The organism is Dapis brunnea BLCC-M229, assembly GCF_050015995.1.
GTDB lineage: Bacteria > Cyanobacteriota > Cyanobacteriia > Cyanobacteriales > Microcoleaceae > Trichodesmium.
The window spans coordinates 35,678-54,248 of record NZ_JBNHEP010000109.1 but is presented as its reverse complement, the minus strand read 5'-3'; the positions used below and the strand labels follow the sequence as shown (position 1 = coordinate 54,248).

Here is an 18,571-nt window from a genome sequence, read left to right as displayed (position 1 = left end):
ATTGGAATTTTCTGACTATTGCTCTATACGCAATAGTTAAATCATTTTCTTAAGCACCTGCCGGATGTGGATGGATAGTGGAATTTTCTGACTATTGCTCTATACGCAATAGTTAAATCATTTTCTTAAGCGCCTGCCGGATGTGGATGGATAGTGGAATTTTCTGACTATTGCTCTATACGCAATAGTTAAATCATTTTCTCAAGCGCCTGCCGGATGTGGATGAATATTGGAATTTTCTGACTATTGTGTATAGAGCAATAATTTCATTTTATGAAGCATTCGGCAAGATGAGATGAATAATGTACCATTTTAGGTGTGTCGGTTCAGTACTGGATTTCCTTCTTCCTCCTTCTTCAATATGTCAAATCTTCTTGAACAAGCAAAAATTGCAGCCCAACAACAAAATTGGTCTTTAGTTAGTTATTATTTACAGCAATTTATTTCAGAGAGTAACTCAAAAAAAACTACTTCAACATTTCAAAATGATAATGTCGATCTAGATGCAGTAATTGACCTAGGAATAGAAGTTCTGGAAAATGGTGATTTTCAAGAAAAATGGGATATTGATAAACTGTTTAAGCAAATTGGAAAACCAGCTATATCTCCGTTAATTGAAATTCTTAAAGATCGAGACATAGACCTAGAAGAGCGTTGGTTTGTAACTAGGATATTGGCAAAGTTTAACAGTGAAGAAGTCCTAGAAGTTATGGGAAATATAATTGTTAGTTCAGAGGCGGAAGATTTACAGGAAATAGCAGCAGATACTTTGGCAAATTTTGGTGAATCAGGAGTTGATTTATTAACAAATTTATTGTCAAAGCCAGAGTCACGATTATTGGCAACGAAAGCTTTAGCTAAAATTAACTGTATCAGCATAATTACCCCATTGTTAACTGTTGTAAAAGATAAAAATAATGATGTGAGAATTGCAGCGATATCTGCTTTGACTAATTATTCTGATTCACGAATTCCTCTTGTGTTAATTTCTGCTTTAAAAGATACAGTGGCAAAGGTTAGAAAAGCAGCAGTAATTGGTTTAGCTGGTTATGCTAATTTACAGAAAGAATTAGGTTTGGTGAAGTTGCTACAACCTTTACTGTGGGATATAAATTTTGAAGTTTCTCAACAAGCAGCGATCGCTCTGGGAAAAATTGGTACAAATTCAGCAGCGACGGGTTTATTTGAACTGTTAAAAACTGCGACAGTGCCAATTTTTTTAAAGATAGATGCAGTGCGTGCTTTAGGTTGGATTGAAACTCAAGTATCCTTAGAATATTTACAAAATTTGCTGGGATATAATTTCTTAGTTGAAGAAGATGCTCGGGAACAAATTGTAAATGAAATTATCAGGGCATTGGGTAAGTTGGAAAATCCCGAATTAAAACCGCAAGCAACAGATATTTTGATTGAATTTATTGCAAGTAGTAATCCTAGTTTAGAAAGTGCTTGTGTGAAAAAATCTCTAGCTTTAGCTCTGGGATATTTAGGTAATATTCATGCCTTAGATTATCTAATTCAATTATTAGAATATGAGGATAATAGTGTCAGACTTCATTCTGTAGCAGCCATGAAACAATTAAACCTAGAAAAAGCATATCAAAAACTTATTTATTTGTCTGGGCAAGCAACCCTAAACTCACAGTTAAAAACAGGAATAGCAATAGCTATTGCAGAGATGAATAAATTTAATAAAATTTAGACTAGAATCAAAACCAAAATTACTTGACTTATATAGAATATTCCTGGTTAATGTAATACTATTGATAGATGAGAGAATAAATATTTTTTATCTGTTTCCAATCACCTCATATCCTCGTCTCCCTATTTCCCTAAAACCATAAATATATTTACTTTTAGATAGTAAGAAATTGCTGTAAGTAGGTAGGCAAAATTCAACTGAAAATATTTGTACAGGTAATTTATGAACTAGACAGTGCGAAGTTCTTTGAATAACTATTGCTAGCTAAGGCTTTCAGCAACTCAAGCTTAGAAACTATCCATTCATACCTGTAGGTGCTGTAAGCCCTTTCCAGTAAGACTTTCAGTCAGATAAGCAATCGTTTTTTAGAAGAACTTTGTACTCTCCAGTTATGAATTATCACTACTCTTACCAACAGCCTCACAATTTATAGCCAACTTTTTTCCAATTGGGATTATATCCGTCTATCGGCTATATTAACTCTTATGTGATGTGGAATTTTAGGGAGCAGCTCAAATCCTGAATCCCCGATAAAGATCAAGTCTCATTAATTAGCCATAATCAAAATGTTATTCTGTGTCAAATTGCTCCCTATTCCCTATTCCCTATTCCCTATTCCCTATTTCCTATTCCCTAAATTGATAGATGAGAGAATAAATATTTTTTGTCTGTTTCCAATCACCCCATCTCCTCGTCTCCCCATTTCCCTAAAACCATAAATATATTTACTTCCAGAGAGTAAGAAACTGCTGTAAGTAGGTAGGCAAAATTCAACTGAAAATATCTGTACAGGTAATTTATGAATTATCACTACTCTTACCAACAGCCTCATAATTTGTAGCCAACTTTTTTCCAATTGGGATTATATCCGTCTATCGGCTATATTAACTCTTATGTGATGTGGAATTTTAGGGAGCAGCTCAAATCCTGAATCCCCGATAAAGATCAAGTCTCATTTGAAAATATCTGTAGAGGTAATTTATGAATTACCTCTACTCTTACCAACAGCCTCACAATTTGTAGCCAACTTTTTTCCAATTGGAATTAGATCTGTCTATGGGGAATATTAACTCTTATGTGATGTGGAATTTTAGGGAGCAGCTCAAATCCTGAATCCCCGATAAAGATCAAGTCTCATTAATTAGCCATAATCAAAATGTTATTCTGTGTCAAATTGCTCCCTATTCCCTATTCCCTATTCCCTATTCCCTATTTCCTATTCCCTAAATTGATAGATGAGAGAATAAATATTTTTTGTCTGTTTCCAATCACCCCATCTCCTCGTCTCCCCATTTCCCTAAAACCATAAATATATTTACTTCCAGAGAGTAAGAAACTGCTGTAAGTAGGTAGGCAAAATTCAACTGAAAATATCTGTACAGGTAATTTATGAATTATCACTACTCTTACCAACAGCCTCATAATTTGTAGCCAACTTTTTTCCAATTGGGATTATATCCGTCTATCGACTATATTATAGCGCTACTTGAATCGGGAATAGGGAACACTTAACTGGGAACAGGAGACTATCAAAGGATTTGAGGATTTATAAATGTCCTAACCTTAATGCGTAGCGCTATAACTCTTATGTGATGTGGAATTTTAGGGAGCAGCTCAAATCCTGAATCCCCGATTAATATCAAGTCTCATTAATTAGTCATAATAAAAATGTTATTCTGTGTCAAATTGCTCCCTATTCCCTAATATGAAATACTGGAAATCAGGTAAACAACTACAAGATGGTAAATATATCATTCAAGACCTCCTTGGTATTGGTGGTTTTGGTACTACTTATCGTGCTTTAGAACAAAACTATAATCAATTAGTTGCGATTAAAACTCTCAATTATCGAGTACAAAGAAAACCAAATTTTGATAAACTCCAAGAAAATTTTTTAAATGAAGCCTTATGTTTAGCAAAATGTCATCATCCCAATGTAGTAGAAGTTCACCGCCTTTTTAAAGAAAATAAATTATGGTGTATGGTGATGGAATATATAGATGGAGATGACTTAGGAATTTATCGTGAAGAGCAAGGGGGAGTTATATCAGAAAGTGAAGCAATACACATCATTAAACAAGTAGGAAAATCACTAATATTTGTACATAACCAAGGATTTTTGCATCGGGATGTCAAACCTCAAAATATTATTCTCAGGCGGAATACTTTAGAAGCAGTATTAATTGATTTTGGTTTAGCGCGAGAATTTGATAGTGGCAGTGTACAAAGCCATACAACAGATAGTACATTATATTTTGCGCCAATTGAACAGTACGAAAGACGAGCAAAACGGGGAGCTTTTACTGATATTTATGCCTTAGCAGCTACTCTATATGTTTTATTAACAGGTGAAATGCCTACCCCGGCAAAAATTAGACAGGAAGGAAAAATACCATTAATAGCACCAAAAGAATATAATTCCCAAATTAGCGATCGGGTCAATAGTGCAATTATTAGAGGTATGAAATTAGAACCGGAAGAACGCCCTAAATTTGTTGTTGAATGGTTAACTTTATTATCACAACCACAAGAATTTTTCACGACTAATATAGCCTCAAACTTGCCATCAACTCTACCAATGATTACCGAAATTCCCACAGAATTAGTAACTGTTGATGCGAGTTTTGAACCAGAATTACAAACTTTTAAATTTGAAGTTTTAACAATCAAGATTAGCTCTAGATATGAAATATCTGACACAATAAAAGAGCAACGAGAAGCTCAACAATTTATCGAAAATCTTGGCAATGATATTACCTTAGAAATGGTATCTATTCCCGGCAATACTTTCTGGATGGGTTCCCCAGAGACAGGAATAGAAAAATGGGAAATAGAAACCCCCAAACATTTAGTCACAATAGCACCTTTATTGATTAGCAAATATCCCATTACTCAATCACAATGGCAAGCAATTATGGGAAAAAATCCTGCTAATTTTCAAGGAGAAAATAGACCAGTAGAAATGATATCTTGGTATAACGCAATTCAATTCTGTAGTCGTCTGTCTGCTCAGACAGGAAAAGTTTATCGGTTACTATCAGAAGCAGAATGGGAATATGCTTGTCGCGGCGGGACAACTACATTATTTCACTTTGGAAATATTCTGACACCTGAGCTAGCTAACTATAACTCGGAAGAAGCTTTTGCCTGTACATTGCAACAAAATTATTATGAGCAGACAACACACGTAGGTAGTTTTCCTGCCAATGCTTTCGGGTTATACGATTTTCATGGCAATGTCTGGGAATGGTGCGCCGATCCCTGGCATGATAATTATCGGGACGCCCCTTCCGATGGTAGTGTATGGGAAAAAGATGGAAATTCTGCCTACAGAGTATTGAGAGGTGGTGGGTGGTTAAACTATCCCAGGGGTTGTCGGAGTGCAAATCGAAATTACAAAAATCCTAGGGGTAGGTATAAGTCTGTGGGGTTTAGGGTTGCCCTTTCTCATTCCATATAGCTGAAGTCAGAAGTTAGAAGTTGGAAGTTATACCAATTTAATCAATAGACATCTGGTGAAAAAGATATAGACTTTTTGTAAGAGTAGGGAACAGGGAACAAGGAACAGGGAACAGGGAACAGGCAAGATATTTTTAGGAAAAAGTTACGGAAAATGATTTTGCGAGGAACTTTTACTTTTATTACTTGTGCTAAATATAAGGGTAAGTTTATTTTCTGGAGATGTCTAATGTTTGTTACAAATTTTAGGGACGTTGCATAGAACATCCTTCAACAATTAATAATTAATAATTAATAATTAATTATTACTTCTTCTTATAACGGATAGGATTGACATTCAAGGATTTTTTTTCTTCTCTTGGTTGATTGGGGGCCAGCGAGGAGACCTCGCCATCCCTCAACCGCTTTTTTCTCCATGAATGGAGAGGCTTTATACCTTAAGAGTTCCGTAAGTCAGAAGGAAGACCAAAGTTGGAAGGTAAGCATTCAACTATTAGTAATCAGCTCTCAGTTTCTTATGAATTAAGTGAGGATTTGTTTAAGAATGCTTATATTAACTGAATAGCTGCTTACTTATGCTATAAATTATCTAAAATATATCAATAATAATTTATTCGCATAAATACAAGACGAGCCTAATTATAATCTAGCTGATAACGCAGTTTCTCCGTAGGAGGCAGGCTAAAAGCTGACGGCTGAATGCTTACGTTGGAAGAAATATTGAAGAAAAAAAGGTAAAAATGATAGAGATAGTCTTATTAAAGGAATTGAAGAATATCTTTTTAAGTAGATCCAATTGAGATGCACTTTTTGTAGCATTCTCTTTTCATGCCTGGTATTAGAAGTCAGAAGGGGCGAATGGCAATTTGCCTCTATATTCAGCACGGACTAAATTTGAGAGGCGTGAAAATGTACTAAACACCCTAGCAACTGCTATATCATCGTCAAATCTAGATTCCTCACTCCAAAAAGAGTCAGGAAAAAATCATACTGATTAATAGAACTAATTAAGTAGGGCTGGCTGATTAAATCTAAAGGCATTGACAGATAAAGGTAAGTGGCTTTTTATGTCTGACAAAAGTACAAGGAGTTAGGTAGTTGAGGTTCAAAAAGTCAGTATTTTGGGGCAACGCGAGGCAGACAAATCAAGAAACCATTCTGAACGACCACCTCCTCTATAACTCCCATTTCTCCTAACTCTTAACCACTCCCTACTCCCTACCTCAACAAAAAGACTTATTCTTATTCAGCAAACCCTAAGTATTTATGCTTAATATTTTTCTGAGAATTTGACGAATTGACATATTCCCGACGTTGCGCATGGCATGAAAACGCGGGATTCGTAAACCTCGCGGATTAGAGTTTTCTGCTTCTAACGCACCTGCCTCCGAGGCTGAACCTCTTTCTGGTCTTACGGTTTCCAAAGACTTGCCAGCAGGGGTCTAGGGGGTCTCTCCGATGAGCGACTGGCACTGACACTGCTAGCACAGCAGCCTTATTGTATCTAGTATAGTACAAAACTCGTAAAAACCGCAAAACTGATTGGTTTTTCCATGCGACGCTCCCTTCCAGGAGAGCGCGGATCTTCAACCAACGTTGAGATAACAAATATTTTTGGAGGTAGATGCAGAAAAGAAGAGGTTGAAATTTTTGGGTAAAATTTTGGTGAATTGGTATGGGGAGTTTTAAATTTTATTGAAAAAAATTAATTTTTGTAACTTTCAAATCCCTAGTAGTTGGTAGCTTTGCCCCATCTAATCTAAATATTTGACATATTTGGCAAAAATTTCATGCAAGAGTTTTACCAAAAACATTAAATTTTAAGTTTAGTAGACCTTTGGCAAAACTGAAATGACAATAAATTATCGAATGACCTTTGACTTGAAGAAGTTTAGTCATCCACAATTTGGGCCCAATCTGGGAAAGAAGGAGGAAAGAAATTAATATCGTAGTCAGACTCTTCCCACTCATTAACCCATAATGGTACTACCCCTGCTCCTGGTATGGGAGTTCTCGAGAATACCCTTTCCTTAGATTCAATAGTGTGAAATATCTGCTTGAGGGTATCTCCGAGGTTAAGGGTAAAACTTAAGAGTTCGTCCAATTCGGGGTCAAGGCGTTTAACTCTTTGTTTCTCATCCTCAACCCATAATAGTTTTAGGGATTTTAGGGATCTGGGGCTTAGTTGGCTGCGATAATAAACACGTTTAAGTTGGGCTACAGGTTCAAGACTCCTTTCCACCCGGCGAATTTGCTGTAACCGGAGAAAGTGCCACTCTGCAAAACGCTTTCGGTCTTCAGGGGGTATTTTTCCTTTGCTCGTAGAGTGTTGGAAGGCATATCTGGCACAACTACAGCCAAGATTAGCTAAAAGATGGATTAACTGTCTCTCTTTAGGAGTAGCTTGTCTTCTTTCTGCAGTTCTCGTAATAAGCCTTTTTCTGCGTGTAGTAGTTGTTGTGTCCATCATTTTGGTCGATAATACTAATCAGAATATATTAATAGAATAACCGAAGGTAGAACTCTAATCAGTAGCAAAGAGTTCTACCCAGCTCTAAATCTAGTCTAATCTTTCTATTCTGTCTCAAAGAAGTTATTTCGGCTTTCCTTATATTTTATTTGTCTGTGTCTACTGTTGTACATTCCCCGTCCTCATCATTGCCTGTGTAAGGACATTTGCCACCTTTAGCTAATATCTGACTCTCTTCAATGGTCGTCTCATTAGATGGCCTAAAGTTCCAGGCATTGGCCTTTGGTACATGACAAAACGTCAAGCCTGCGGAGGCTATTAACCCTAAAGCAATAATATTCTGTTTCATAGTAGTAGATGAACCCTGTTTAGTTGTTTGGAATTGACTACTGACACTCTTGCAACCTGTAAAAACTGGGTTTTTGCAAAAGCCCTCTTGTATTCCAAAGAATCAGTCTGTAATTATAAAAGAAGCATAGGCACGACCTGATGGATTACAAAAACCGGAAGTGAGGTGTTAGTAGTATTATTACTATCTTCTCCCCAATCCTGGTATTTGGGATGTGGAGACTAAGCCATTAGGGAGTTAAACCATCAGGTAATTAGTCCATCTAGGAGTTATCCATCAGGGGTATCTACTTTTTATTAAACTATCAGGGTGTATCTCCATCTGCAGTTCTGAACTTGCTGTCTACAAGGAAATTAATGATTTAATCATTAATCCAAATAGACAGCTTTTTTTATATATCTAGTTTCCCTTAGTAGGAGGATTAAGGAAAGAGTAAGGTCAAGGACAAGAGCAAGGGCTAAATTTTCAATTTTTCTCCACTTAGTTATTTCGCGGATGAGGTAATTATTAATTATTAATTGTTAATTATTAATTATTGAACCATAAGTCTTGAAACCCTTTTATGATTGGGGGATTAGGGGATTGGCCGAGAAAGAGAGCAAAATTACGGAAAAGCCTCTAATTAAATCTAATTAAATACGTTGACTCTCCCGAAATATACATTTAATGGCAAATACATAACTTCTCTCTTTTGTCAAGTTTTATGTTAAGAAAGATGTGGGTAATGCATAGCCCTGAAGGGCGGGGTTTAAATTAATAGTTATTGCACTCCTAAATATTTATGCAACTGCACAGAGAGTCGGTAATGAGGATATTCCTGAAGTAATTCTAAGACCAATGGTAGAGCCAAATTACGACTATACCATTCAGGCTGTAGATAAACAGGAATATTATTATTGGCTAATAAAATTTTACTATAAAATTCTAATTCTTTGCCAGTTTCTATCACCAATTTTATTTCTGAAGCTCGTTTCCACATTTGCGGTACAACTGGATATTTAGGACTAATATGTTGTTTAGGACTAAGAGTTACCCAAGTTTTAGGAGAAATATTTTGCCAATAGCAACCGGAGGTTTCTATTGAAATTTTTCTACCAGTAGCTTCTATTCTTTTTACTAAAGTAGGTAGTTGTTTATGAATAAAAGGTTCACCACCAGAAATAACAACTCGAGGAGACAATAATTGATTAATTAATTCATCAAAAGTTCTCAGTTGTCTCGGTAAACCAACTCCTCCATCAGCATAACCAGTATCACAATAATGACAACCTACTGGGCAACCAGCAAGACGAATAAAGTCTACTGGTGTACCTGCCCAATAGCCTTCTCCTTGAATAGTTTTTTGGAATGTTTCATGGATGGGAATGATAAAATTTTCTTTCATGTATTAGTCAATAATGAGAATAAAATAATTGATTTTGTTGTAGTTATTAACATCTTCACAATGGGATTATGCTTGTTGAATCAATACATAAAAATTACTTGATAAAAAAAACAGAAATTAATTATGTTTACAATATTTCTGGCAATTTATTATCGATCTTATACATCCATATTTTTGATATCTCATAGGGTGCTTTTTTACATTAGGCCATGGAATATAAGATATTATGTGTGAACCAGTTAGTTGATGAAAAACTATTCCAATTGTATGGATTACATCAATTAATTCATCAAGATTTTTATCCTCAAGTAATTCTTGAAATTCATCATTTACTTGTGCAAGTCTATCTCTAAAAGTTGCAGGATTTTCTCGATCGTATTTTTCTATTCCTTCTTTGTAATATCTAATTGTATCTTTGATGTTCATTTTAATTCAGTTTGAATATGATGTGGCAATATGATTTGAGTTGTGAGATATTGGAGATTTTTAGGGAACAAGGAACAGGAAACAGGGAATAAGAAAAAAATGTATCTTAATGAAAATGAATAAGATAACTGCTATATTCTATACTTTTAAGTAACACCTCAATTCTCACATCTGATTCCTGATTTCTATATATAGGGAATTTTATATCGGTATACTACTAACAGGCAAGATGAACGTGTTACAAAAGTTTTACTATTAATCTTTATGGGTTACATACTTGGAATTTGTTGTATATCCGCCTTAAAAAGAGATTTTTATAAAATTGTAACTTCAGTGTTTTATGTAAGTTATTCATATTATTTGAGGCAGAAATTTTGAATAAAAATATTTACGATAATTCTAAAAATTACTAATTATTTTTCCAAATATTTCAGAAAATTAATCTAATCAATTACAGGTTGAAGCTTTTCCTTTTCAGTTATTAATTTCCTCGGCACCATAACTGCTAAAGCTAAAGGAACTACCTGAAAATTAGCCGGAGTATAAGTAACAATTTCTCCATCAGTATTAATAGGACGAGGTTTACGAGTATAAACACTAATTACAGAGCCAGAGAGAGAACGAAAACCAAAACTTTCTTGATATTTTCCTTGCCATATAGAAGGTAACATACCAATAAATTGCCAACAATATTTCACTTCTAGGCTGTATAAATCTAATCTTTGGTCATCAATTGTAGCATCGTGAGCAATGGTCATACCACCTCCATAATGTCTGCCATTTCCTACAGCAACTTGTAAAGTCTTGACTATTTTTGATTCACCATTACAACGAATTTCTGCTGTAAAAGGGCGACTTTTTAAAATCATTTTACTGGCAGTAATAGCATAAGCTAATACACCCCACCGACGCTTTGCTTCTTTAGTTAAATTATTAGTAATATCTACACTTAATCCGATACTGGCAACATTGAAAAAATATTTGCCATTAACTACACCTAAATCTATATAACGTTTTTTGCCAGTAGCGATCGCTCGGCAAGCTTCAAATAAAGAAACCGGAATTCCTAAAGTTCTAGCTAGATCGTTAGCTGTTCCTAATGGTAAAATTCCCAAGGGTAAACCTGTTTCTACTAGAGCATCTACGGCTAAGTTTAATGTGCCATCTCCACCACCAATAATTATCAGATTTACCTGATTTTTATACTCTTGAATAAAATGGTTAAAATCCTGAGGAGATTCAGTTTCTTTGCAGATAATTTCTAGGCCAAAATCTTGTAAATAGGTTAAGGCTAAATGTAGATTATCTTGAACTTTTCTAGCATGGGGATTTACCAATAAAAGAGATTTTTTTGATTCTATCTTATCTTGGTTCATAAAGAAATTCAAAAGTTAAAAGTCAAAAATCAGAACAAAAGAAAGGATTTAAGCAAGGAAAGTGTTTAAGAATATACTGAGTAAGGTCTGTATTGATGGGAAGTAGCAAATGCGATAACTGTATAACCGGATTTCATATTATTGCTGAGAGCTGACAGCTAATAGCGGAATGGTTACATTTTTTTATCAGAGGTATAAATAATTAACTAATTTCTTGTGTTAAAAAATGTCCACTTCATTAGTCATCAAAAAAACTTTCTCTTTCCTATTTCTATGAAACTTTCCCCCTACTTATGTCAAGTATTATGAAACAACTGTAATAAGAATTTTCCCAACTTTTAGGGAGGTTCTATGGAACGTCCCTAGATTATGGTTAATTAATCTAACTTGATATTATATCAAGTCTTATTACAGCAGATTTCATCAAGGGTGAGGTACATCTATGGCAAGTAAGATAGCCGCGCTACATCAGAAAAAAATTGAGATTGCTTCTCTCCACTTCGTTCCGGTCGCAATGACATAGTTAAGTTTAATTACATTAATTGCCGAATAATCAATTAATTACCGAATAATCAATAATTAATAATTATTAATTAAATAATTCAGCTTTATTAGCCTCCTCTTTCAAGGGGAAAAAAGGTAAGCATTCAGCTATTAGCTGTCAGCTCTCAGCTTTTTAATAAATGAAGCAAGTATGAGTAAAAGCTCATACTTTTAATTCTTTGAAATCACGAAGATGCCAATTCCTTCTCTTAAGATAATGAAATTGATAGCTGAATGCTGACCGCTGAATGCTGACTGCTGAATGCTTACGAAAAAAGTGCTAGGATATTTCCTTATATTCAATTCCGTTGCGGTTTTAACCAGAGGTAATTATCCATTATCCATTATCCATTAATGAATACTCCCAACTCCCCTGAATGTGGATTTATTTCCTGAGCTGAAATCCATCAAATTTTACTACTTCAGAATTAGGATGTCTAGTATCAAAATAGTAACTGCTAACTGTTCCTGTCTCGGTCTCAAAAATACTAAAAACTGTAATATCATTACTGGCAATAAAAGGTTGAGGTTTACGATTTTCATCTAGCAAAGGTGTAATGGTTGGGATTATGGGTTCTAAACCATTAGGATTACCAACTTCAGCATATTTTTCCTGATAATTTAGAGGTACATTTCGCTTTGTTTCTCCTAGATAAGCTCCATAACTATTACCCACATTTGATGTTTCTAGAAAGTGCATTCCACTCGGACTAACAAAACGATTCCAAAGATGAGAATGCCCGTAAAATACTAACTGGACGCCAGCAGTTTCTAATAATGGCAAAATATCTCGAATAATATAGTCATTTTGTTGGGGATATTCATAACGAATTGTGGTGATTTTCCCATTTTCATCTCGGTCAATATATTGGATGGGATTAGTATAGGCAGGAATAATATTTTCACCGAGAGAATGAGGCGGATGGTGAAACATAACTACTTTATATTTTGCTTGTTGAAATTCCTGACTTGCCAATTCTTTTTCTAGCCAATTATATTGCTCGCTACCTTTAATAATAGGTTCAAAAATATGCTGACCGTAACCCCATTCAGCCGGATTATCAAAATTTTTTTTCCGTTCCCGATATTTGCCTCTAGCATTATCATCTAAACGGGGAACTCGCCAGATATTTGTGATATATAAAACCACTAGACGTATATCACCGAAAGTCACGGCATAATAATTTTTTTTCTCCGAACTATTTTGAGGTAGAGTAAAAATTTCTTCGTATGTGTCTGTATTAAAAGAATTATTTTTTAACCAGGTATTGGGATTAATATTTTGAGGATTTTGTGGATATAAATCTTTTGCAGCTTGCCTGGGGTAGGGCTGACTAAATTGATAGTTTAAAGAAGTTTCCATAGAAAATATACCCATAACTTCATGATTGCCAATTGCTGGAAATAAAGGCATATTTTGGATTAACTCCCCACCTTTATAAACAGTTTTTTTGCCATTTTTTTCTAATTCATAATTCGCCCTACCTTGGAGATTCGGAAAAAAAGAATTTCCTCGATTATCGTCAAACCATTCTGAGGCACGGTCGGGAATATTAACTAAATCTCCAGCAAAAAAAATAGCGTCTAATTTATCAAAAGTTTCCGTTACTTTTTGCAGATTTGTCGAACTCATTGGTTTTAATTGATGGTCGGAAGTTAGGAGAATTTTTAAAGGTTTACCAGAGGTTGGTTTAGGAGCCAAAGTAAAAATTTTACTGGTAATTTTTTCCCCATTTTCCCTTTCGCTAATAATTTGGTATGGCACAGAAATATTAGGAGTTAAACCAATAACTTTGGCTTCATGTCGCCAGATATCTCGCATAATAGGTTGTTGATAAATTAAAGCTTTTTCTGTTTGTTTTCCTACCATAGAATCTTGGTCTTCACGAATACGACTAAGTTTAGTAGTATTTGCCTCCACAACTCGATTCAAATTTTCACCATAAACTACAAGATGACGTTTGCCAGGAAATTCAGTAAACCAAACAACTTGTACAGAATTTTCTGTCGGAGCTTGGAGAAAAGGGTCGGTTAAAAATTCCGATTGAGATTCTAGAGAATACATAATTATAAATAGGAAAATAATAACAATAATTAAAATACCAAAAATCCAGGAGTTACGATAAGAATCTCTGGGATCTTCAAATATTTCTGGAGGAGGAATCATTTCAGTTATCAGTTATCAGTTATCAGTATCTCATGGAATAGGGAGGCTTGAAATTCAGTTATCAGTTATCAGTTATCAGTACCGACTACTAAAGTCTCTACCTTGAAATACATATGGTGAATATTTTTTTCATCCCCTTAAAAGGGGAGGCTTTAAACCTTATTTTTTAGTAAGGGATGAGAAGTCATATTTCTCTGTTTCTCAAACTCAGAGATTAAGTGAAAAATTGAGCTAGTCATTTACGAACATGAGGTTGGTTTTTGTTAAGCATACAAAAGTCGGGGATTGATTTTGAAAAAAATTTACCAGGAGGAATTGTATATTCTCAATTTATTGAGGAGTTAAAGTATAAAGTAGATTATCGCACTCGTAAAAAAAGCTATTTCTTTCAGAAAGATGGTGAAATTATAGCTCAAAAACAACTAACAATTACTTTGTTCAGACAGGATGCTTATCAGAAGTTACTTGTAAACTTACTGATTTATTACTTGTTAAATAAAAATCCTTTCCACCATCTCCTCATTCATATAACTCATAATTAACATTACTAATTAATTTGCCTAAGTATTATTTTACAGATTCTTCGCCTACTTTACCTATTTTATAATTAATAAATTTATCAGGAGATAAATACCCATTATACTTGTATGTTAACTCCTCACAAAACCAGTTCAATTTTTCTGCTAATTCATCTTCTTCTAAGTAACCATCATAATCTAAAGAATATAGATGAATAGCCTCATCAAAATCATATTTTTCCCTTGTAAAAGCAGGCATTCTTTCTTTAAGTTTGATAATAAATTCATCTTGTTGTGATTCTAAAATTGTCATCCAATTAACTTCTGGCATTAGATAAATTCTCAGTATTTGACTCAAATTGATTATTTTTAAACGTTAAATTATACAACATTTTAATCAATCCGGTTAACAACTATTCACTGAAGAATTTAAAATCAATACGATGTTATCTATATAGTCTAATTCTCAAATCAATATGCTAATAGTCCAAAAATACGGTGGCACATCAGTCGGGTCTGCAGAAAGAATCAAAGCAGTGGCCCAACGTATTGCTAAAACAGCCAGCGATCGCTCAGTCGTAGTAGTCGTATCGGCGATGGGAAAAACCACAGATGGTTTAGTCAAACTAGCAAACGAAATCTCATCCAACCCCAGTCGTCGAGAAATGGATATGCTACTATCCACAGGCGAACAGGTTACCATTGCTCTAATGAGCATGGCCTTACAAGAGTTGGGAGTGCCAGCTATTTCCCTCACCGGAGCGCAGGTAGGAATAGTCACAGAAGCCGAACATTCTCGCGCCCGCATTTTACATATTCAAACCGAACGTATACAAGAACATCTGCAATTAGGAGAAGTTGTAGTTGTTGCAGGTTTCCAAGGCATTAGTCAGACTCGCCACCAGGAAATTACAACATTAGGTAGAGGCGGTTCGGATACTTCGGCAGTCGCTTTAGCAGCAGCACTCCAAGCAGAAAAGTGCGAAATATATACAGATGTACCAGGAATATTGACAACCGACCCCCGGATAGTACCCGAAGCGCAGTTAATGTCAGAAATTACCTGTGATGAAATGTTGGAGTTGGCAAGTCTCGGTGCAAAAGTGCTACATCCTAGGGCAGTCGAAATTGCTCGAAATTATGGAATGCCATTAGTAGTCTTATCCAGTTGGAGCGACGCACCAGGTACTCGCGTAGTTTCGGCAATACCCAAACGTCGCGCTTTGCAAGATTTAGAATTAACCAAACCCGTAGACGCCATAGAATATGACACTAACCAAGCAGGAATTTCCATGTTGCGCGTTCCCGATCGCCCTGGTGTGGCAGCCCAATTATTTTCTGGTATTGCGGTACAAAATATAGATGTAGATTTAATTATTCAATCTATTCACGAAAGCAATACTAATGATATTGCCTTTACCGTCGGGAAAGATACTTTGAAACAAGCAGCAGCAGTAGCGGATGCCATACTACCTGCTTTAGGCAAAAATTCTGACCCTAGTTTGGGCGAACCAGAAGTCAAAATAGAAGAGCGACCTATTGCTAAAGTCAGTCTTGTGGGTGCGGGAATGATCGGGCGACCGCGAGTAGCAGCCAAAATGTTTGAAACTTTGGCAGCAGCAGGAATAAATATAGTAATGATTTCGACTTCGGAAGTTAAAGTCAGTTGTGTGGTTGATGCAGAAGACTGTGAAAAGGCAGTTAATTCTTTGTGTCAAGCATTTGATGTAGATGTTGCAGATATTTCTAGTAGTGGCGATTTCCTGCGGAATGCTACGCAAACGCGAATCGCCACTACTGAGTCGTCGGAAGAAGTTCCCCCACCAGTGCGAGCAGTTGCTTTAGACATGAAGCAAGCAAGACTAGCGGTGCGTCACATTCCCGATCGCCCAGGAATGGCAGCCAAAATATCTGGTTTGTTGGCAGAGCAGAATATTAGTTTAGATATGATTATTCAATCCCAACGTTGTCATAGTGTGGATGGAGTTTTGACTCGTGATATTGCTTTTACTGTCTCTCAACCAGAGGGAGAAACTGCATATCAAATTTTGGCAAATGCAGCATTAGAGTTTGGTTGGGGAGAAGTAGTTTTAGAGAGTGCTATTGCCAAAGTGAGTGTGGTCGGTTCAGGAATGATTGCTCATCCAGGGGTAGCAGCACAGATGTTTGAAGCATTGGCAGCAAGTAAAATCAATATTTTGATGATTGCAACTTCAGAAATTAAAATTAGTTGTGTGGTAAAAGAAGAGGATGGCGTGAAAGCATTGCAAGCTATTCATAAAGCTTTTGGTTTGTCTGGAAATGAGGTGGTTAAAGTTCCAGCTTAAGGGACTGAAAAATCAAAAATCCAGTAGGGTGCGTTACATTTCATTAACGCACCCTACTAGACTGTACGGATGTTGCATGCAACGTCCCTACCTACTCGCTTTTTTAAGGTATTATGTATTAATTCATTATGTACCATTCAGCAATCTGTTATAAGCTATTGCATAAATCCTGAATGTTCTAATCCTCAAAATAGTGGCACTCCTTTATTTTTTGACATCCTCTCTTGGCTAAAGCACAAGAGATTCCCATCCATCAATCAAACAAACTAAGTTGCTTGAATGACTCAGGGCGGGTTGACACATCATTGCTGGCTGCTGGCTTTTTACGACCAGTCTGACGCTTGCTCCGTGTCCGTTTTTGTTGAGTCTCCGGCGGTCCGTCGGCGACTATATTGAAAAGGCTCAATTGAATTGGGGTTTCTAGTTCAACAGTTTTTTCAACTTTGGTTATCAGTTGAGGTTCTACTGTTTCTACTACAGATTGACCTGCTTCTAGAATATTGATAGCAGCATTTACATCCCGGTCGTGAACTGTACCACAATTTAAGCAAGTCCATTCTCTTACATTTAACTCTTTCTTACCTCCTTTAAAGCCACAAACTGAACATTTCTGAGAAGTAGGTTCCCATCTATCAATAACACGAAATTCTCTGCCGTACTTTTCACATTTATTTTCTGTTAAAGTTCTGAATTGCTTCCAACCTAAATCTGAAATAGCTTTAGATAATTTACGATTCTTAATCATACCAGAAACGTTAAGGTCTTCTAGTACAATTTCATCGTATTGTTTGGATAACTTAGTCGATAGCTTGTGTAGAAAATCAGTTCTAATATCCTTGATTTTTGCGTTTAACTTTGCAACTCTTAATCTAGCTTTTTCTCTACGCTTGCTGCCTTTTTCAGTATGGGCCAATTTACGTTGAAACTTAGCTAATTTCTTAAGAGACTGTTTGTAAAATAAGTCTTAACAGAGCAAATAATGACTAAAATCTAAAAGCGGTAGTACTTCAAGAGATTGAAATTTCCTAGATACCAGAGGTTTAAAGGTACATATATTCCCAGATTTTTAACTTACAAATAGTTGTCTTGATTTCTTCCTCCCTCCATACCTATTCCCTATTCCCTGTTCCCTGTTCCCTGTTCCCTATATCCTTTTTATATTTCCTTTACAAACAGTCTCTAAGATTATTTTTGAGAGGTTTAGGGGCAAAAATCTTTTCACCATTAGATAGAGTAGCAAAAGTTGAAATACCTAAATCAATGCCAATAGAATTATCAGTTTTAGGTAATATTTCAGCAGATGTTTCTACAACAAAACTCAGAAAATATCTGCCAGCACTATCCTTAATTATTGTTACTGAACTAGGTTCAGATGGTAAAGATCTTGACCAATGTGCTTTAAGTTTTCCAATCTTGGTTAGATCAACTTTATCTTGACCAATCTTAAATCCTCCTTTTCTAAATCTAGCAGTTTGCTTTGACCTACGCTTTTTAAATCTTGGGAGTCTAATTTTTGCTCCTTTACGTTTACCTGTGACTGAATTGAAAAAATTTTGATATGCTTGATGCAAATCATTTAAGGATTGTTGCAATGGAATGTTAGAAACTTCTGCTAACCAGCTTCTCTCAATTGTTTTTTTAGCTTGAGTAATAAATACTTTTTGCAAGTCTGAATTGCTAGGCTTTTGCTTGTTGGTTTTAAATTCCTGAATACAATGACTTAAAGCATCGTTCCAAACTACTCTACAACAACCAAACAGTTTGGCTAATTGTACTTGTTGTATTAGATTTGGATAACATCTATACTTGTACCTTGCTTTCATGTTTTGTTGTCCATAAATTCCCTACTT

At 35.5% G+C, this 18,571-nt stretch carries 14 protein-coding genes and 1 pseudogene; 5 read left to right on the top strand and 10 right to left on the bottom strand.

What is annotated here, in order from left to right:
• Positions 1 to 361 precede the first annotated feature (361 nt).
• Positions 362 to 1,702 (top strand): HEAT repeat domain-containing protein, encoded by a 1,341-nt coding sequence (locus ACP6PM_RS13885; RefSeq protein WP_426585527.1) that lies wholly within the window; start codon positions 362 to 364, stop codon positions 1,700 to 1,702.
• Positions 1,703 to 3,407: 1,705 nt separating this feature from the next.
• A complete protein-coding gene (locus ACP6PM_RS13880) occupies positions 3,408 to 5,162 on the top strand; it encodes an SUMF1/EgtB/PvdO family nonheme iron enzyme (protein ID WP_426585525.1) in 1,755 nt (584 codons plus the stop codon).
• A 1,255-nt stretch (positions 5,163 to 6,417) separates the two neighbouring features.
• On the opposite strand, the gene ACP6PM_RS13875 is transcribed toward ACP6PM_RS13880, so the two are convergent.
• The 7 genes from ACP6PM_RS13875 to ACP6PM_RS13845 all read right to left on the bottom strand — a co-directional run bounded on the left by ACP6PM_RS13875 (position 6,418) and on the right by ACP6PM_RS13845 (position 13,876).
• Complete coding sequence (locus ACP6PM_RS13875; RefSeq protein WP_426585523.1) at positions 6,418 to 6,585, bottom strand: hypothetical protein; 168 nt, start codon at positions 6,583 to 6,585, stop codon at positions 6,418 to 6,420.
• A 467-nt stretch (positions 6,586 to 7,052) separates the two neighbouring features.
• Complete coding sequence (locus tag ACP6PM_RS13870; RefSeq protein WP_426585521.1) at positions 7,053 to 7,631, bottom strand: hypothetical protein; 579 nt, start codon at positions 7,629 to 7,631, stop codon at positions 7,053 to 7,055.
• Between the two features lie 145 nt (positions 7,632 to 7,776).
• A complete protein-coding gene (locus ACP6PM_RS13865) occupies positions 7,777 to 7,980 on the bottom strand; it encodes a hypothetical protein (RefSeq protein WP_426585519.1) in 204 nt (67 codons plus the stop codon).
• Between the two features lie 760 nt (positions 7,981 to 8,740).
• Positions 8,741 to 9,364 (bottom strand): 7-carboxy-7-deazaguanine synthase QueE, encoded by a 624-nt coding sequence (locus ACP6PM_RS13860; RefSeq protein ID WP_426585517.1) that lies wholly within the window; start codon positions 9,362 to 9,364, stop codon positions 8,741 to 8,743.
• Positions 9,365 to 9,481: 117 nt separating this feature from the next.
• On the bottom strand, positions 9,482 to 9,790 hold the full coding sequence (locus ACP6PM_RS13855; RefSeq protein WP_426585515.1) for a hypothetical protein: 309 nt from the start codon (positions 9,788 to 9,790) through the stop codon (positions 9,482 to 9,484).
• 443 nt (positions 9,791 to 10,233) lie between these two features.
• Complete coding sequence (locus tag ACP6PM_RS13850) at positions 10,234 to 11,166, bottom strand: lipid kinase (RefSeq protein ID WP_426585513.1); 933 nt, start codon at positions 11,164 to 11,166, stop codon at positions 10,234 to 10,236.
• Between the two features lie 928 nt (positions 11,167 to 12,094).
• Positions 12,095 to 13,876: a metallophosphoesterase family protein gene (locus ACP6PM_RS13845; RefSeq protein ID WP_426585511.1), complete on the bottom strand. Its 1,782-nt coding sequence runs from the start codon at positions 13,874 to 13,876 to the stop codon at positions 12,095 to 12,097.
• Positions 13,877 to 14,136: 260 nt separating this feature from the next.
• Between ACP6PM_RS13845 and ACP6PM_RS13840 the strand changes: the two genes are divergently transcribed.
• Positions 14,137 to 14,418 (top strand): hypothetical protein, encoded by a 282-nt coding sequence (locus tag ACP6PM_RS13840; protein ID WP_426585509.1) that lies wholly within the window; start codon positions 14,137 to 14,139, stop codon positions 14,416 to 14,418.
• 25 nt (positions 14,419 to 14,443) lie between these two features.
• Here the strand turns inward: ACP6PM_RS13840 and ACP6PM_RS13835 are convergent, their stop codons facing one another.
• On the bottom strand, positions 14,444 to 14,752 hold the full coding sequence (locus ACP6PM_RS13835) for a hypothetical protein (protein ID WP_426585507.1): 309 nt from the start codon (positions 14,750 to 14,752) through the stop codon (positions 14,444 to 14,446).
• A 118-nt stretch (positions 14,753 to 14,870) separates the two neighbouring features.
• On the opposite strand from ACP6PM_RS13835, the gene ACP6PM_RS13830 reads away from it, so the two are divergent.
• Positions 14,871 to 16,721 carry an aspartate kinase gene (locus ACP6PM_RS13830; protein ID WP_426585504.1) on the top strand — a complete coding sequence of 617 codons (1,851 nt, stop codon included), beginning with the start codon at positions 14,871 to 14,873 and terminating at the stop codon, positions 16,719 to 16,721.
• A 69-nt stretch (positions 16,722 to 16,790) separates the two neighbouring features.
• On the top strand, positions 16,791 to 16,991 hold the full coding sequence (locus ACP6PM_RS13825; protein ID WP_426585502.1) for a 4-Cys prefix domain-containing protein: 201 nt from the start codon (positions 16,791 to 16,793) through the stop codon (positions 16,989 to 16,991).
• Here ACP6PM_RS13825 and ACP6PM_RS13820 read toward each other — a convergent pair.
• Both ACP6PM_RS13820 and ACP6PM_RS13815 read right to left on the bottom strand, forming a co-directional pair.
• Positions 16,975 to 17,667 (bottom strand): annotated as a pseudogene (locus ACP6PM_RS13820) (RNA-guided endonuclease InsQ/TnpB family protein); the annotation flags it as partial. The gene ACP6PM_RS13825 and the pseudogene ACP6PM_RS13820 overlap by 17 nt on opposite strands.
• 220 nt (positions 17,668 to 17,887) lie before the next feature.
• Entirely contained in the window at positions 17,888 to 18,544 is a 657-nt protein-coding gene (locus ACP6PM_RS13815; protein ID WP_426585501.1) for an RNA-guided endonuclease InsQ/TnpB family protein, read from the bottom strand.
• Positions 18,545 to 18,571: the final 27 nt, after the last annotated feature.

Excerpts from the sequence above, each read along its gene's own strand:
- ACP6PM_RS13885 (WP_426585527.1), top strand. The coding sequence starts at position 362 with ATGTCAAATCTTCTTGAACAAGCAAAAATTGCAGCCCAACAACAAAAT.
- ACP6PM_RS13880 (WP_426585525.1), top strand. The coding sequence starts at position 3,408 with ATGAAATACTGGAAATCAGGTAAACAACTACAAGATGGTAAATATATC.
- ACP6PM_RS13870 (WP_426585521.1), bottom strand. The coding sequence starts at position 7,631 with ATGATGGACACAACAACTACTACACGCAGAAAAAGGCTTATTACGAGA.
- ACP6PM_RS13865 (WP_426585519.1), bottom strand. The coding sequence starts at position 7,980 with ATGAAACAGAATATTATTGCTTTAGGGTTAATAGCCTCCGCAGGCTTG.
- ACP6PM_RS13860 (WP_426585517.1), bottom strand. The coding sequence starts at position 9,364 with ATGAAAGAAAATTTTATCATTCCCATCCATGAAACATTCCAAAAAACT.
- ACP6PM_RS13855 (WP_426585515.1), bottom strand. The coding sequence starts at position 9,790 with ATGAACATCAAAGATACAATTAGATATTACAAAGAAGGAATAGAAAAA.
- ACP6PM_RS13850 (WP_426585513.1), bottom strand. The coding sequence starts at position 11,166 with ATGAACCAAGATAAGATAGAATCAAAAAAATCTCTTTTATTGGTAAAT.
- ACP6PM_RS13845 (WP_426585511.1), bottom strand. The coding sequence starts at position 13,876 with ATGATTCCTCCTCCAGAAATATTTGAAGATCCCAGAGATTCTTATCGT.
- ACP6PM_RS13830 (WP_426585504.1), top strand. The coding sequence starts at position 14,871 with ATGCTAATAGTCCAAAAATACGGTGGCACATCAGTCGGGTCTGCAGAA.
- ACP6PM_RS13825 (WP_426585502.1), top strand. The coding sequence starts at position 16,791 with ATGTTGCATGCAACGTCCCTACCTACTCGCTTTTTTAAGGTATTATGT.
- ACP6PM_RS13815 (WP_426585501.1), bottom strand. The coding sequence starts at position 18,544 with ATGAAAGCAAGGTACAAGTATAGATGTTATCCAAATCTAATACAACAA.